This window comes from Streptomyces luteireticuli (assembly GCF_041519305.1).
In the GTDB taxonomy this organism is placed as follows: Bacteria; Actinomycetota; Actinomycetes; order Streptomycetales; family Streptomycetaceae; genus Streptomyces; species Streptomyces luteireticuli.
The window spans coordinates 5,875,506-5,889,861 of the sequence record NZ_CP167927.1 but is presented as its reverse complement, the minus strand read 5'-3'; the positions used below and the strand labels follow the sequence as shown (position 1 = coordinate 5,889,861).

The 14,356-nt window shown below is 69.8% G+C and carries 13 protein-coding genes; 5 read left to right on the top strand and 8 right to left on the bottom strand.

Going from position 1 to position 14,356, the window contains the following annotated elements:
* Nucleotides 1-145: 145 nt before the first annotated feature.
* From AB8735_RS26570 to AB8735_RS26550, 5 genes are all read right to left on the bottom strand, one after another.
* The gene (locus AB8735_RS26570) at nucleotides 146-1,057 is read right to left on the bottom strand and encodes a transporter substrate-binding domain-containing protein (RefSeq protein ID WP_372409855.1); all 912 of its coding nucleotides are present in this window, start codon (nucleotides 1,055-1,057) and stop codon (nucleotides 146-148) included.
* Between the two features lie 8 nt (nucleotides 1,058-1,065).
* Nucleotides 1,066-1,821, bottom strand: coding sequence for a hypothetical protein (locus tag AB8735_RS26565; protein ID WP_372409854.1), 756 nt, complete (start codon nucleotides 1,819-1,821; stop codon nucleotides 1,066-1,068).
* Nucleotides 1,818-2,264 carry a hypothetical protein gene (locus tag AB8735_RS26560; RefSeq protein ID WP_372409852.1) on the bottom strand — a complete coding sequence of 149 codons (447 nt, stop codon included), beginning with the start codon at nucleotides 2,262-2,264 and terminating at the stop codon, nucleotides 1,818-1,820. The genes AB8735_RS26565 and AB8735_RS26560 overlap by 4 nt, the downstream gene beginning before the upstream one ends.
* A gap of 143 nt (nucleotides 2,265-2,407) precedes the next feature.
* Entirely contained in the window at nucleotides 2,408-2,617 is a 210-nt protein-coding gene (locus tag AB8735_RS26555) for a DUF397 domain-containing protein (protein WP_372409851.1), read from the bottom strand.
* On the bottom strand, nucleotides 2,598-3,437 hold the full coding sequence (locus AB8735_RS26550; RefSeq protein WP_372409848.1) for a Scr1 family TA system antitoxin-like transcriptional regulator: 840 nt from the start codon (nucleotides 3,435-3,437) through the stop codon (nucleotides 2,598-2,600). Before AB8735_RS26550 ends, AB8735_RS26555 begins: the two co-directional genes overlap by 20 nt.
* A gap of 256 nt (nucleotides 3,438-3,693) precedes the next feature.
* Between AB8735_RS26550 and AB8735_RS26545 the strand changes: the two genes are divergently transcribed.
* Together AB8735_RS26545 and AB8735_RS26540 are read left to right on the top strand one after the other, a co-directional pair.
* Nucleotides 3,694-4,548: a DUF6415 family natural product biosynthesis protein gene (locus AB8735_RS26545; RefSeq protein WP_372409846.1), complete on the top strand. Its 855-nt coding sequence runs from the start codon at nucleotides 3,694-3,696 to the stop codon at nucleotides 4,546-4,548.
* A gap of 319 nt (nucleotides 4,549-4,867) precedes the next feature.
* Nucleotides 4,868-6,208 carry an IS110 family transposase gene (locus AB8735_RS26540; RefSeq protein WP_372406596.1) on the top strand — a complete coding sequence of 447 codons (1,341 nt, stop codon included), beginning with the start codon at nucleotides 4,868-4,870 and terminating at the stop codon, nucleotides 6,206-6,208.
* Nucleotides 6,209-6,281: 73 nt separating this feature from the next.
* Here the strand turns inward: AB8735_RS26540 and pruA are convergent, their stop codons facing one another.
* Both pruA and AB8735_RS26530 read right to left on the bottom strand, forming a co-directional pair.
* Nucleotides 6,282-7,913 carry an L-glutamate gamma-semialdehyde dehydrogenase gene (pruA, locus tag AB8735_RS26535; RefSeq protein WP_344031821.1) on the bottom strand — a complete coding sequence of 544 codons (1,632 nt, stop codon included), beginning with the start codon at nucleotides 7,911-7,913 and terminating at the stop codon, nucleotides 6,282-6,284.
* A gap of 45 nt (nucleotides 7,914-7,958) precedes the next feature.
* Complete coding sequence (locus tag AB8735_RS26530; protein WP_372409844.1) at nucleotides 7,959-8,885, bottom strand: proline dehydrogenase family protein; 927 nt, start codon at nucleotides 8,883-8,885, stop codon at nucleotides 7,959-7,961.
* 188 nt (nucleotides 8,886-9,073) lie between these two features.
* Between AB8735_RS26530 and AB8735_RS26525 the strand changes: the two genes are divergently transcribed.
* The 3 genes from AB8735_RS26525 to AB8735_RS26515 all read left to right on the top strand — a co-directional run bounded on the left by AB8735_RS26525 (nucleotide 9,074) and on the right by AB8735_RS26515 (nucleotide 14,094).
* Nucleotides 9,074-10,276 carry a PucR family transcriptional regulator gene (locus AB8735_RS26525; protein WP_372409842.1) on the top strand — a complete coding sequence of 401 codons (1,203 nt, stop codon included), beginning with the start codon at nucleotides 9,074-9,076 and terminating at the stop codon, nucleotides 10,274-10,276.
* Between the two features lie 113 nt (nucleotides 10,277-10,389).
* The gene (locus AB8735_RS26520) at nucleotides 10,390-13,065 is read left to right on the top strand and encodes a hypothetical protein (RefSeq protein WP_372409841.1); all 2,676 of its coding nucleotides are present in this window, start codon (nucleotides 10,390-10,392) and stop codon (nucleotides 13,063-13,065) included.
* Nucleotides 13,066-13,185: 120 nt separating this feature from the next.
* Nucleotides 13,186-14,094 (top strand): serine hydrolase, encoded by a 909-nt coding sequence (locus AB8735_RS26515; RefSeq protein WP_372409840.1) that lies wholly within the window; start codon nucleotides 13,186-13,188, stop codon nucleotides 14,092-14,094.
* Between the two features lie 50 nt (nucleotides 14,095-14,144).
* Here AB8735_RS26515 and AB8735_RS26510 read toward each other — a convergent pair whose 3' ends face one another.
* A complete protein-coding gene (locus tag AB8735_RS26510; protein WP_199891152.1) occupies nucleotides 14,145-14,339 on the bottom strand; it encodes a ferredoxin in 195 nt (64 codons plus the stop codon).
* Between the last annotated feature and the right edge of the window lie 17 nt (nucleotides 14,340-14,356).

Here is a 14,356-nt window from a genome sequence, read left to right as displayed (position 1 = left end):
GCCGCAGGGGTCACCTGCTCTCGCACACGGGGCCGCGACCGCGGGTCGCTCGATGGAGCGGAACGATCGGCTGCTTCCACGCTAAGCGAGGGCGGGCGCGATGTCTGCTCGATTACTCGGACTTCCTACTATCTGAGACGGCGATCTATCCGGGAGGCCCCGCGGCGTAGCCGCCGGCCGGCTTGTCCCGGCAGGACAGGGCGTCGATCTCCGACTCGGACGGCATGCCCTCCTCGATCTCGGCCTGCGGCAGCGCGGAGATGTTGCTCTGCAGGTCCCGCCGCCACAGATTGCCCCGCACGTACCGCTTCAGCGCCTCCTGGAGGCGCCGGCACTCCTCGCGCCGCCCCTTCCGCATGGCCAGCCCGTACTCGTTCGCCGCGCCGATCACGATGCCCGGGACGACCTTGAGCCGATGGTTGTACGACGCGAAACCGTAGAGGATCAGACGGTCCGTGGACATCGCGTCCACCTCCTTCCTCAACAGATCCTGGGCGCAGTACCCCGCGTCCTCCTCCACCCTCAGGTGCACCTTTTCGTACGCCGGCTCCCGCAAGGCCGCCATCGAAGTCGTGCCGTTCCAGACGCAGACCACCTTGCCGTCGAGGTCACTCTCGGTCCGTATACGTTTGTCGTCCGCCCGGACCAGCACGCCCTGCCGCGTGGACGCATACGGCCCGACGAAGTCCAGCCCCTCGCCGCCCTCCCCCTCGGGCAGCATCCGTTCCGGCGTGATGGAGTACGTCGCCGCCACGATGTCCGCCTCGCCACTCTTCAGCACCGACGCGCGGTTCTTCGACAGGACCGCAATGGGGAAGAGCTTCGTGCTGTCCGTCTCGAGCAGTTCCCGGGCGACCATGTAATCGAAACCCACGTACTCGCCCGCGTGCGGCGAGAAGGACGTACCCGGCTGGTCGTTCTTGACGGCAACCCTGATCTCCTTGCCGTCCCACAGCCCCGGCGTCCCGTCCCCGCAGCCTGCCATCCACGCCACCAGACAGACGGCCAGCGCCGCCCCGGCCACGCGCGCCCCCTGCGGCGCTGTCGAAAACACCATCGCCACCCTCAGTCGTGAAGAGTCCCGGAGACCTTCTGGAGCCGCATGCGGCAACCCGCCGCCGCCTCCCGCAGCTCGTAGCGGAACCGCAGCCCGCCGTCCCATTCCGTCCCGACGTGGAAGTCCGTGCGGGCCTTCGCGGGCAGACCCGCCGCCTCACGGGGTTCGACCCCCGACGTCATCGCGGTCACGAGCACCCGGGACTTGTACGCACAGGCCGGCTCCGACGCATCGTCCTCGCTCAGGTCGAAGGAGAGACGCAGCCCTTCCCGGCGGTCGTCGGGCGGCCGTTGGGGCACCACCAGGAGGAGCACCGTGTTCTCTCCGATGACCAGCGGCTGTTTCCCCTCGATCACGGCACCGACGGGGATGTCCCGGTGGTCGAGGGCGTAGCGGAAGGTGAGCATGCTCCCCACGGTGAGCACGACGGACCCGAGCGCGAGCCACACCGCAGGTTTCGCCCCGAGCGGTCCGGCGCCGCCCTCCGCCGGGACGCTCCCGGCGGTCGCGCCGATCGCGGTCAGCAGGGCCAGCCCGGCGAACACCAGGAATCCCACGTACGGGCCCCAGTCCCCGCTCGGCCGTCTCCACAGGCACCAGCCGAAGGCCCCGAGGACCAGCAGGAGAGCCAGGATGGCGAGGACGAGCGGCGGGGGCAGTCGACCCCGGCCTCCCGGATTCATGAAGATCTGGCCGATATGACCGCCCGCCACTGAATGGGGGCCGCGCGTCTCGACGTTGTGACCAGGCTCCGGGGCCATCATGGTCGGCCCTGAGGACGCTTGTCGTCTCCCATGTAGATGGTGTGCACCTGGGTCGCCGCGATGGAGTGGGATCCGTGAGTGGTGGCGTTGTGGTGGATGACGGTGGGTCCCTCAACGGCCTTCCGGACGTGCGCCATCAGGTGTCCCTCGTCGAGCCGCCCGGGCTCTTCCCGCAGCCAGGCGGTGAGGGCCTCGGCCAGCCGGTTCCGGTCCTCCGCGCCGAGTTCGCGCAGGAGGCCGTCCAGCCGGTCCGCAGTCGGGCCGTCGAGCGTGGGCGTCCGCTCGCGGCCGCGCCCGTGTTCGCGGACCAGGCGCCGGAAGAAGCCTTCGCCTTCCGCGACGGCGACCTCGGAGAAGCGCTCCGTGGCCTGTGTCATCACCGCGGTGCCGAGCGCCCCCGCGAGGCCGGTCAGATAAGGCGCCAGCTCTTGTGCAATATCCATCAACATAGCCGCTCCGCGACCGCACGAGATCTCTCCGGCACTCCCCAACTGACATGAGTATTCCTCTGGTTCATGGCATGCGGCAATAGCCACGGCGGCAGCGAGAGAGGAAGTAACGTTTCACCTAAATCGAAACACCCGGCTCAGGCCGAGGGGTCGGTGCGCAGCATGTTCACGAACGCGGCCCAGGCGCGGCGGGAAACGATGATCGGGGCATGGGCGGGGGACTTCGAATCGCGTATGGGCACGACGCCGGGAAACCGCTCCGCGATTTCGACGCAGCCGCCGCTGTTCTGGCTGTACGAGCTCTTACGCCAGGCAGCTATGGACAGGTCAAGCGTAACCGTGCGCACGGTAAGTCTCCCTAACTACCTTACGAATCAATACCCTTGATGCTTCGACGTCGAGCGCCCTCGCTCGGAGCTGATCATAGATGCCGATATATCCGTCCACAGCCTCCGGCTTGGTGACGAGGAGCCCTCGGACACCGGACGACGCGTACACGACCGCTCCTCCTGCGGGAAGATCCATGATCGAGAAGCTTCCGACGATCTGGAGGAGATCGGCATTGCCCTCGAACGGCGCGATTCTCACCTCGATCCCCGGCTCCTGCGACGCGGCGATCAGGTCCAGGAGCTGGCCTCGCATGACCGAACCGCTGCCGATCACCGCATAGAGGGCAGCTTCGGTCAGCACCGTGGAGAACAGAGGAGGGTGGGAGCGCTTCAGAATCTCGTGCCTGCGGGCTCGATACTTGAGTTTGTCCTCGACTTTCCCGCCGAAGAACGGGATGTTCTTCTCGATGATCGCCCGTTCGTACTCGGGATTCTGGAGGAGGGCAGGGACTACACCGTCAGCATGACGGATCCTGACGGCCCGCGATTCGTACCTGGAGACCCTCTGAATCCACTTCGCATCGGGATTGTCGTCGAGCTCGTCGCGCAGCCTCCAGATACGGCCATGCACCTCCAGCGCATCGTCGATGCGACGCGCGACATCCCGACGGGGAACATGCGCACCCGACTCGAAATGGGCGATCGCCGTGTTCGACAGGGCAACCGCCTTGCCGAGCTCCGCCTGGGTCATCCGCTTCGCGATCCGCTCGTCACGGATGGCCGCACCGAGCGCGGCCACACGCACCTCGTACGGATCAAGCGGCCCGGGACCAGCCATAGTTGTATTCCCCAGTTGACTCAGTGGATCACTCAAGCCCGTGTTGGGGCCGAGCATAGGGGTCCGGACCGATACTGGAGTCCGGAACCGGGACGCACAACTCCGGCCACCCGACACCGCGTTCGAATCCCCTGGGTGATGCCCGCCCCACCGCATCACACACGTCCGCGAGTGGAACGAGTGGAAGCTTCACGCCAACCTGCAGCGGTTCCGGTGACCACGACCCGCCCCTCACCGCTCCGAGGAGATCAGCGCCATGCCCGTCTGGCCCGGTACAGCCATGCCCAGCGGAGGGAGCCACCCGGCCCCCGGCCCCGACGCCGAGGCGGAGATCGAGAGGGTCACCGACCTGATCCTGGCCGCGACCGCGCCGCCCCCGGCCGGGACCCTGGAGTCGGCGACCGCGGCACTGCGCCGCTTCATCGGCGAACGGGCGCCCTGGACCAAGGTCACCGCACGGCAGTCGCTGGCGGTGGACGACCCTCTCCGGGTCGCCGCCGAGCGGGCGGCCGACGAGGCCACGTACCGGGCCAGGTGCGCGGGCCCCGGGATCGGGCTGGAGTCGGCGTTCACATACGGCCGGAGCCTGGCCCTGATCAGCAGGGAACTCCTCGCCCACGGGCGGACGTTGACGCAGTCCGCGCCGCCGCGTCCGCGCGTGACCGCCCGGGCCCTGATCTGCCGCCGCTCCCCCGCCCGCGAGCGGGAAGTACTGATGGTCTCGCCCGCGTACCCGGGCACCCCCGGCACCAACTTCCGTCTGCCGGGCGGGCCGACGGCCGCGAACGAGCCCGTCTGGGAGGCGATGACCAGAACCGTCGGGCAGGAGACGGGCCTCGCCGTCCGCCCCGCCCGCCTGCTCGTGACGGACTGGGCGCAGGAGTCCGGCATCACCTTCGTCTACGCCGTCGTCCCCCTCGACGGCGAGGTCACGGTGAGGCTCCCCGGGGAGCCGGAGCCGACCGGCTACGCGTGGGTGGCCGCCGACGAGCTCGGCGACCGCTGTACGCCGCACCAGGCCCGCCGCGTCAGGGCCGCTCTGGACGCGGCGCGCAACGGCACACTGGCCGAACTGCGCCGCGGCGAGCCCGCCTACGCGGTCGCCGCGTAAACAGTCGCCGCGTGAACAGTCGCCGCGCAACGACCGCCGCCCCCGCCCGGCACGAGCCGGACAGGGGCGGGCGACAGCACGGACAGGTCAGTCCCCCTGATCCCTTCGGGTGCGCCTTGCCGGCGTGAAAACATGGCTGCGGCGCCTGCCCGCCGATGCCGGTAGCTCGTTGGGACGTTGAGCCCGTAGGTCAGTCTGGTGCCGGGGCCGCAGAGGGGCCACGCACTGTTGCCATCGAGCACGCCGGTCAGATTCTCGCTCCCCCCGCGGCCCCCTGGGCAGGCGTCGGCCCGTACGGATCGATACCGGGGAGTGGCGCATGGCGGACACCGACGACAGCGGTGGCGTCGAGGAGATCGAGCAGGCCGAGGAGCTCGTGGCCCGTGTCGCGGCGATCGATATCGCCAAGGCGTCGGGCATGGTCTGTGTGCGGGTGCCGCATGAGGACAAGCCCGGCAAGCGCGTGCAGCGGGTCTTCAACACCGTCGCGACCAGCGGCGCGATCCTGGACCTGGCCGACCACCTGATCTGCCAGGGCGTCACCCGGGTGGTGATGGAGGCGACGTCGACCTATTGGAAGCCGTACTTCTTCCTGCTGGAGTCGCGTGGTCTGGAGTGCTGGCTGGTCAACGCCCGTGACGTCAAGAACGTCCCGGGCCGGCCCAAGACCGACCGCCTGGACGCGGTCTGGCTGGCCAAGCTCACCGAACGCGGCATGCTCCGGCCCTCGTTCGTGCCCCCGAAGCCGGTCCGTGAACTGCGCGATCTGACCCGGGCCCGGGCGGTCATGACGCACGAGCGCACCCGCCACAAGCAGCGCACCGAGAAACTCCTCGAGGACGCCCAGATCAAGCTGTCCACCGTGATCGCCGACATCTTCGGCGTCTCCGGACGCGCGATGCTGGAGGCACTGATCGCGGGCGAGCGCAGCCCCAAGGCCCTGGCGGACCTGGCCCACGGCACGATCAAGGCCAGCCACAGCACCCTGGCCGAGGCCCTGACCGGCCGGTTCGAAGAGCACCACGCATTCATGTGCCGGATGCTGCTGGACACCGTCGACCACCTCACCGTGCAGATCGACAAGCTCACCGCCCGGATCACCCTGCGTCTGACCGAACTGTCCACCACCGAGGACGACGAAGGCCCCGGACAGGGCACCCTGATGCCGATCACCGACACCGAGCGCCTCGACGAGATCCCCGGCGTCGGCCCCGGCACCGCGCAGGTCATCCTCGCCGAGATCGGCCTGGACATGTCGGTCTTCCCCACCGCCGGCCATCTCGTGTCCTGGGCGAAACTCTCCCCACGCACCCTGCAGTCCGGAAACAGGAACACCTCCGGCCCCACCGGCAGGGGCAACCCCTGGCTCCGCGGCGCCCTCGGCGAAGCAGCGATCTCCGCCGCACGGACCGACACTTTCCTCGGCGCCCGCTACCGCAGGATCACCAAACACCGTGGCCACATGAAAGCCCTGGTCGCCGTCGCCCGCTCCATCCTGGTGTCCGTCTGGCACCTCATGAACGACCCGACCGCCCGTTACCGAGACCTCGGCGCCGACTTCCACACCCGCAACCTCGACCCGGGCCGCAAAAGCCGAGACCTCGTCCGCCAGCTCAAGGCCCTCGGCCACGACGTCACCCTCACCCCGGCAGCCGCCTGACAACACTCGACGCTCTCAGCACACGCCACCGGGGGCTACTTCGCCATGCCCACCTGACCGCTGAGTTTTCCGGTCAGCCCATGTGCGGGTAGCGGTAGTCGGTCGGCGGAACGAGCGTCTCCTTGATGGAGCGGGTCGAGGTCCAGCGCAGCAGGTTGGTCGCGGCACCGGCCTTGTCGTTCGTACCCGAGGCGCGGCCGCCGCCGAAGGGCTGCTGGCCGACGACGGCGCCGGTCGACTTGTCGTTGATGTAGAAGTTGCCCGCGGCGAAGCGGAGCTTCTCCATCGCGTCGGCGACCGCGGCCCGGTCCTGGCCGATGACTGAGCCGGTCAGGGCGTAGGCCGAGACGGACTCCATCTGCTCCAGCATGGCGTCGAAGTCCTCGTCCTCGTAGACGTGGACGGCGAGGATCGGGCCGAAGTACTCGGTCGTGAAGACCTCGTTGGCCGGGTCGGTGCACTCGATGACGGTCGGGCGGACGAAGTAGCCGACCGAGTCGTCGTAGGTGCCGCCCGCGACGATCGTGCAGGACGGGTCGGCCTTGGCACGGTCGATCGCGGCCTTGTTCTTGGCGAAGGCGCGCTCGTCGATGACGGCGCCGATGAAGTTCGACAGGTCGGTGACGTCACCCATGGTGATGCCGTCGACCTCGGCCGCGAACTCCTCCTTGAAGCCGTCCTCCCAGATGGAGCGCGGGACGTAGGCGCGGGAGGAGGCCGAGCACTTCTGGCCCTGGAACTCGAAGGAGCCGCGGGTCAGCGCGGTCTTCAGGATGGCGCGGTCGGCGCTCGGGTGGGCGACGACGAAGTCCTTGCCGCCGGTCTCGCCGACGAGGCGCGGGTAGGACTTGTAGTTCTCGATGTTGTTGCCGACCGTCTTCCAGAGGTACTGGAAGGTCTTGGTCGAGCCGGTGAAGTGGATGCCCGCCAGCTCGGGGTGGGCGAGGGCCACCTCGGAGACGGCGATGCCGTCGCCGGTCACCAGGTTGATGACGCCCTTGGGCAGGCCGGCCTCCTCCAGCAGGCGCATCAGCAGCACGGCGGAGTGGGTCTGCGTGGGGGACGGCTTCCAGACGACCACGTTGCCCATCAGGGCGGGCGCGGTCGGCAGGTTGCCGGCGATGGCCGTGAAGTTGAACGGCGTGATCGCGTAGACGAAGCCCTCCAGCGGGCGGTGGTCGCTGCGGTTCCACACGCCGGCGGAGTTGGCGACCGGCTGCTCGGCGAGGATCTGGCGCGCGAAGTGCACGTTGAAGCGCCAGAAGTCGACGAGCTCGCAGGGGGTGTCGATCTCCGCCTGCTGGGCGGTCTTCGACTGGCCGAGCATGGTGGAGGCGGCCAGCGTCTCGCGCCAGGGGCCGGAGAGCAGCTCGGCGGCGCGCAGGATGATCGCGGCGCGGTCGTCGAAGGACATCGCGCGCCAGGCCGGGGCGGCGGCCAGGGCGGCGTCGATGGCGTCCTGGGCGTCCTTCTGCGTGGCGTTGTTGAAGGTGCCGAGGACCGCGGCGTGGTTGTGCGGCTGCACGACGTCGAAGGACTCGCCGCCGCCCATCCGCTGCTCGCCGTTGATGGTCATCGGCAGGTCGATCGGGTTGCCCGCGAGCTCCTTGAGCTTGGCCTCGAGGCGGGCGCGCTCCGGCGAACCGGGGGCGTAGCTGTGGACCGGCTCGTTGACCGGCGCGGGGACCTGGGTGACGGCGTCCATGGCCATGTCTCCTTGGTGTCGGGGGGTCGGGGGTTCAGCCGCGCGTCAGCCGCGGGTGGCGAGCGAGCGCAGGAAGAAGGTCAGGTTCGCCGGGCGCTCCGCCAGCCGCCGCATGAAGTATCCGTACCAGTCGGTGCCGTACGGGATGTACACCCGCATGCGGTGACCCTCGGCGACGAGCCGCTGCTGCTCGGCCTCACGGATGCCGTACAGCATCTGGAACTCGTACTCGTCCAGTGTGCGCCCGTTGCGCCGGCCGAGTTCCTGGGCGATGGCGACCATGCGCGGGTCGTGCGACCCGATCATGGGGTAGCCCTTGCCCGCCATGAGGATCTTCATGCAGCGCACATACGCCAGGTCCACCTCGCGCTTGTCCTGGTAGGCGACGGAGGCGGGCTCCTTGTAGGCGCCCTTGACCAGGCGGACCCGGGACCCCTCGCCGGCCAGGGCGCGGCAGTCGTCCTCGGTGCGGAAGAGGTACGACTGGACCACCGCGCCGGTCTGCGGGAAGCGCCTGCGCAGCTCCGCGAGGATGGCGAGCGTGGAGTCGATGGTGGTGTGGTCCTCCATGTCCAGCGTCACGGTGGTGCCGGCCTCGGCGGCGGCCTCGACGACCGGGGTGACGTTGGCGAGGGCTATGTCGTGGCCGCCGGGCAGCGCCTGTCCGAAGGCGGACAGCTTCACGGACATCTCGGCGCGCACGCCCAGGCCCTCGGTCTTCAGCGCCTTGGCCAGCGCCAGGTAGGCGTCGCGGGTGCGCAGCGCCTCGGAGCGGTCGGTGATGTCCTCGCCGAGGTGGTCGAGGGTGATCTCCAGGCCCTGCTGGTCGAGGTTCCGCACCGCGGCCATGGATTCCTCCAGGACCTCACCGGCAATAAAACGGTCAACCACCGGACGGGTGACCAGAGCGGCCGACACGATACGGCGGATGGCGTCGCTGCGTGACGCGGCGAGCAGCACGGGACCCAGCACGGGGCACCTCCACGATGAACGGCCGGTTCCACGACGGGAGACGGCATACGTAATTCATCGTGAAACCTAGAGATCGCGTCGACGCGCAACCAGCGACAGCTGTCACGCATCCGTGGCCAGGATCTCAGACAGATGTATGACAATGGTGGCCACGGTGACGGGGACGTACGAAGTGGACGGGGGATGTCATGCGGGGCGAATACCAGCAGCTCGTGGACGAGATCTCGGCGGTCTTCGGTGTGCCCGCGACGCTGGAGGACCGGGATTTCGGCCTGATCGCGTTCGGGGCCCACGGGGGCGACGACGTGGAGCTGACGATGGACCCGGTGCGGACGCGGTCGATCCTGCAGCGTCGGTCGACGGCGGCGGTGCGGGCCTGGTTCGAGGCGTTCGGGATCGCGCGGGCGGTGGCGCCGCTGCGCATTCCGCCGGATCCGGCGGCGGGGGTGTTCAAGGGCCGCATCTGTCTGCCGGTGCGGCACCGGGGCGTGGTGCACGGCTACGTCTGGCTGCTGGACGACGAGCATCTGGCGGGCCTGGAGCTGGGGCCGGGGACGCCGGACCCCCGGGTGGCGCAGGCCATGGAGACGGCCGCCCGGATCGGCGCCCTGCTGGCCGCCGAGGCCCGCGCGGGGGCCGAACTGGGCGAGCTGCTGCGGGACCTGCTGACCGCCCGGCCGGGCGGCCGGGACGCGGCGCGGGCCGCGCTGCGGGAGGGCCTGGGGCAGGCCGCGGACGGGCCGCTGGCCCTGGTGGCGGTGGCGCCCTGGCGGACGGACGACGGGGACGGGGCCGGGGAGCAGCCGGGTTCGGCGTTCGCGGCGCGCTCGGGGGTGGCGGCGCTGTGCGCGGTCCCCGGCTGTCTGCCGGACGGCGGCGCCGCGCTGGCCGCGCTGGTGCGGCTGCGGGCGCTGACGGCACCGGCCCCGGCGCGGGCGGCCGCGGACCGGCTGCTGCACTCACCGCGGGCCGGCGGGCCGGCCGCGGCCGGGATGGGCACGCCGCGGCGGGGGCTGGCGGAGCTGACCGACGCCTGGGCGGAGGCGCTGTCCTCCGCGCGGGCGGCGGCGGCGGAGCGGCGGCTGGGCCCGCTGGCCGAGTGGTCGGGGCTGGGCCCGTACCGGGTGCTGACCGGGCTGCCGCAGGACCGGGCGGCGGACCCCGCGGTCCGGCCGCTGCTGGAGCGTCCGCACACCGAACTGGGGCGCACCGCCGAGGTGTACCTGGACTGCGCGGGCCAGGCCGGGCGCGCCGCCGCGGCCCTCGGCATCCACCGGCAGACCCTCTACTACCGGCTGTCCCGGGTGGAGCAGCTGACGGGGCTCGACCTGGACAACGGCGAGGACCGGTTGCTGCTGCACATGACGCTCAAGGCGTCCCGGCTGGGATGACGGTACGCCGGTGCAACTCCCGTGCAACTCCGGCGAATTCGCCGACTTCTTCGGAAGATATGAATTCACGCTTGAGCCTGTCCTGGCCGGGCGCGCCTGGCTAGCCTGCCCCTATGGGCCGTGTCTTCGTCAATGTCCGCGATCCCGAATTCGGTGCCGTTCCGGGTGAGGCCGGACGGGCCACCTGTTCCGACGCGTTCCAGCGGGCGGTGGACGCGTTGGACGAGAATCTCGGCGGGGTCGTGTTCGTCCCGGCCGATCCACTGCCGTACGAATTCCTCCGCTCGGTGATCGTCGACCGCGACAAGGTGCGCATTCACGGCGAGAACCGGCTGACGAGCCGGCTGAAAAGCGTGGGGGCCACGGCACCCCTGACCTTCGGTGTGAAGCGCGTCGTCGGCAACCGGCCGTTGGGCGACGGCCACTGGGCCGATCTGAGCGGCATGCTCGACGGCTCGGTCACCGACCAGCGGTGGGGGTGCCGTTCCCGCGTCCCCTCCCCGGTGGCGGGGCAGCCTCCGACCGAGGCCACGGTGACCTTTCCCTGCTCGCCGTTCCAGTTCGGGCCGGCCACCGGCAATTACTGGTCGGATGTCCGGCAGTTGACGCTGGACTTCATCGTGCGGAACGACGCGATGCCCTGGGCCGGTCAGCCCTTGTTCGGCCTGTCCGACGCGTTCTTCGAGCCCTCGCCCTTCTACGCCTTCGTCAGCGCGGCGGCCAGTCCGCCCTCGGTCGTCTTCCGGTTCCGGACGGACGACGGCCTGCTGCGCGAGCTCCGGATTCCCTTCGACCCCACGCGGGCCGTACTGCGCTGTTCCTTCCAACTCGACCTGGCGGCCCGCACGGTGACGGCCTGGATCAACCTCCATGAGGAGACGAAGCGCGAGCAGGTGACGCCCGATCTCGCCCTGATCAACGACGGGTGGACCGACGCGAGCCGTACGCTCCGGTTCGTCCCCAACTGGTACGCGCCGTTCAGGCTCGCCGCGGTGGGTCCGAACGAGAACGACTGGGGCGGCGGCGGGCAGCTCCCCGGCAGTGGCGGCCCGGTCGACCTCACCTTCGGCGCGCTCCGTTTCTCCGACATCCTCCGCTACCGGGTCCTGGAGAAAGGGGACCCGCAGCAGGACGCGAACGGAGCGGTCGACGACCGGCGGTGGCTCACCGTCGAGGACCATGTCTTCGGTGCCCTGACGATGCGGGATCCCGTGCACAAGAGCGCCGCCGGCGTGCCCGATCTCCAGATCCTCTGGGAGGCGCGGCAGGTCTCGGGGAGCGCCGTCTTCAACGCCTCCGGGCACGGCTTCTTCATCCCGGCCGTCGGCAATCAGTACATGCTGCGCAACGGCTGCGAGAAGCTGAACATCAAGGGATTCTCCCTGGCTCCCTTCCCGATGAACTACGGCCAGGCGATCGGACTGGGGCTCGTCTACGGATTCACCCTGGACGACATGCTGGTCGAATTCGGTGCGCAGGGGCTGAGTTCGTTCCACCTGGGCACGACCTATCCGGTGGAGCTGCGTTCCTGCCAGTTCGACCACCAGACCGACTGCTCGATCTACGCCTTCTTCCAGAACGGTCGTGGCGACAATGTGGGGCTCAATTACTACGGGCGTTCCGCGCTGAAGGCCCTGCGGGCCGATCTCGCCTACCGGAATGTCACCTGCACCGACTCGGACGTCTGTGAGTCCGTGGTCAAACTGTTCCAGTCCCCGGCCCGGCTCGACAACTGGTTGATCGATTTCGAGCGCTTCACGCAATCCCTGCCGCGCGACAGCTATGTCTGGGCCAGCATCGCCGACGACATCGGCGGGCCGACCCAGCTGGTCGTGCGCGATTGCCTCGGGGGCATGTCCGGGGACGAGCACACGGTGGCGGTCCGGCTGGTCAGCAACGAACGCGGGGCGGGCCTGCCCGACTCGGCCCGCGCGGCGGGCGGCTGGTGCGGGATCGAGAGGTCGTTCAACAGCCATGCCGATCTCCGTATGCGCTCCCTGGTCGCGGTCGACGGCCCGTTGTGGCAAGGACTTTTCGAGGGCGTCCCGCCGAGGACGATGCCTCTCGTCGCCAACACCGCGGCCCCCGGCGCCTCCGCCAGGATCGGCACGCGGTCGGTGCCGCCCCCGGTCTCGGTACCGCTCCCGTCCGCCTCCGACGACCTGGTGCGGGCCCTGCCGGGCCTGATCGGCTACTACCGCGCGGAGGACGCCGTCATCGTGCCCGGCCCCGTCGTGACACGCCTCGTCGACCGCAGCGACGCCCACAACGACGGTGACGCCGTGGGCAATCCGGCCTTCTACGACAACACGGCCGCCAACGGCCGCCCGGCACTGCGCTTCGTCGGCGGCCACTACGCCTTCCCCGCCCTGCGCGGCACGACGGGCGCCGCGACGCTCTTCTTCGTCGCCCAGCGCTTCCCCCTCTTCGACTCGGCCCCCGGGGTGCGCGGATCCCTGCGCACGCCCGGGCCCGCCTGGCAGCTGGACTTCCAGCTGACATCGCGCTGCGCCGAGTCGGACACCGACTGGGCGGTGTACGCGGTCCGGTGCACCGCCGGTCCGGAGCGCAGGCTCCAGACCTACGCCAACGGGTATCCGTACGAGCTCCGCCGGGACGACCGGGTACGCACCGTCGTCTGGTCCGGGCCGACGCTGGGCCAGGGCGTCCCGGCGCTGACGCCCCCATGGCTGCTGGCCACCGCGGTGATCTGCGACGCGGCCCTCGACGACCGGCAAGTGACGGACGTCTGCCGGTACTTGCTGTACCGGTACCGCATCCCGGTGTGACCGGCGGCGATGTGGCGAACACAACCATTCATCGTGCAACCATTCGATTCCTGTGTGAGTCATGGGGTTCGAGTTCACCAATGGTGACTCGATACGACCCAGCACAGGGGGGAACCACCCATGACTCACCACCCCATATCCCGCCGCGCCCTGACGGCCGCCCTCGCGGCCGCGGCGCTCGCCGCGCCGCTCGCCATGGCTGAGCCGGCCGCGGCCGCGGGCCCCAAGGTGGTCTGCACGTCCGCGAAGAAGGGCCTCGCCGACAAGCTGACCAAGGACGTCACGGCCGCGCTGCGCGGCCGGGCGGGGCAGACCGGCATCGCCTTCAGCGACCCGGCCACGAAGACGACCTGCACCTACGACGCGGACCGGCAGTTCGACTCCGCGAGCGTCTTCAAGCCGATCGTCCTCGGCACCCTCCTGTGGGACGCGGAGCAGCACAAGCGCTCGCTGACGGCCCGGGAGAAGACCCTCGCCAAGAAGATGATCACGGAGTCGGACAACGACTCCACCACGGCGCTGCGCAACCAGCTCACCACCGCGCGGATCACCACGTTCGTGAAGACCGCGGGGATGACGCGGACCGTCCCCAACCAGACCTGGGGCACCACCCAGATCACGGCCCGCGACGAGCAGAAGCTGCTCGCCCTGTTCACCAACCGGAACAAGCTGCTGAACGACAAGTCCCGGGCCTACGCCCTCGACCTGATGAACAAGGTCATCGCCTCGCAGCGCTGGGGCACCCCGGCCGGTGCCCCCCAGGGCACCAAGGTGTACGTCAAGAACGGCTGGCTGCAGCGCAGCAAGGACGGCCTGTGGCGGGTGCACAGCATCGGCGCCTTCACCACCGGCGGCCGCACCTACACGATGTCGGTCCTCACCGACGGCAACCGCACCTGGCAGGGCGGCATCGACACCATCCAGGCCGTGGCCCGGGCGATCCACAGGGACGTCAACCCGGCGGTGCGGCACGGCAAGTTGATCCTCCCGCCGGCCCACCCGCAGGAGGTCATGCCGCCGCAGGCGTGACGGCGGCATGAGGGCGGGTGCCGTCCGGCACCCGCCCTCTTCTTTACCGGCTACTCCTCCGCGAACGCGATCGCCTGCACCGGACAGGCCCGTACCGCCTCCTTGACCATCGGATCCCCCCGGCCGTCCTCACTGCCCGGGCGGACGAGGCCGAAGCCGTCGTCGTCCGAGTCGAACACGGCCGGTGCGGTGAGGGCGCACTGACCCGAGCCGATGCACAGATCCGAATCGATGCTGACACGCATGGTCGTACTCCGTTTCG

Excerpts from the sequence above, each read along its gene's own strand:
- AB8735_RS26570 (WP_372409855.1), bottom strand. The coding sequence starts at position 1,057 with ATGGTGTTTTCGACAGCGCCGCAGGGGGCGCGCGTGGCCGGGGCGGCG.
- AB8735_RS26565 (WP_372409854.1), bottom strand. The coding sequence starts at position 1,821 with ATGATGGCCCCGGAGCCTGGTCACAACGTCGAGACGCGCGGCCCCCAT.
- AB8735_RS26560 (WP_372409852.1), bottom strand. The coding sequence starts at position 2,264 with ATGGATATTGCACAAGAGCTGGCGCCTTATCTGACCGGCCTCGCGGGG.
- AB8735_RS26550 (WP_372409848.1), bottom strand. The coding sequence starts at position 3,437 with ATGGCTGGTCCCGGGCCGCTTGATCCGTACGAGGTGCGTGTGGCCGCG.
- AB8735_RS26545 (WP_372409846.1), top strand. The coding sequence starts at position 3,694 with ATGCCCGTCTGGCCCGGTACAGCCATGCCCAGCGGAGGGAGCCACCCG.
- AB8735_RS26540 (WP_372406596.1), top strand. The coding sequence starts at position 4,868 with ATGGCGGACACCGACGACAGCGGTGGCGTCGAGGAGATCGAGCAGGCC.
- pruA (WP_344031821.1), bottom strand. The coding sequence starts at position 7,913 with ATGGACGCCGTCACCCAGGTCCCCGCGCCGGTCAACGAGCCGGTCCAC.
- AB8735_RS26525 (WP_372409842.1), top strand. The coding sequence starts at position 9,074 with ATGCGGGGCGAATACCAGCAGCTCGTGGACGAGATCTCGGCGGTCTTC.
- AB8735_RS26520 (WP_372409841.1), top strand. The coding sequence starts at position 10,390 with ATGGGCCGTGTCTTCGTCAATGTCCGCGATCCCGAATTCGGTGCCGTT.
- AB8735_RS26515 (WP_372409840.1), top strand. The coding sequence starts at position 13,186 with ATGACTCACCACCCCATATCCCGCCGCGCCCTGACGGCCGCCCTCGCG.
- AB8735_RS26510 (WP_199891152.1), bottom strand. The coding sequence starts at position 14,339 with ATGCGTGTCAGCATCGATTCGGATCTGTGCATCGGCTCGGGTCAGTGC.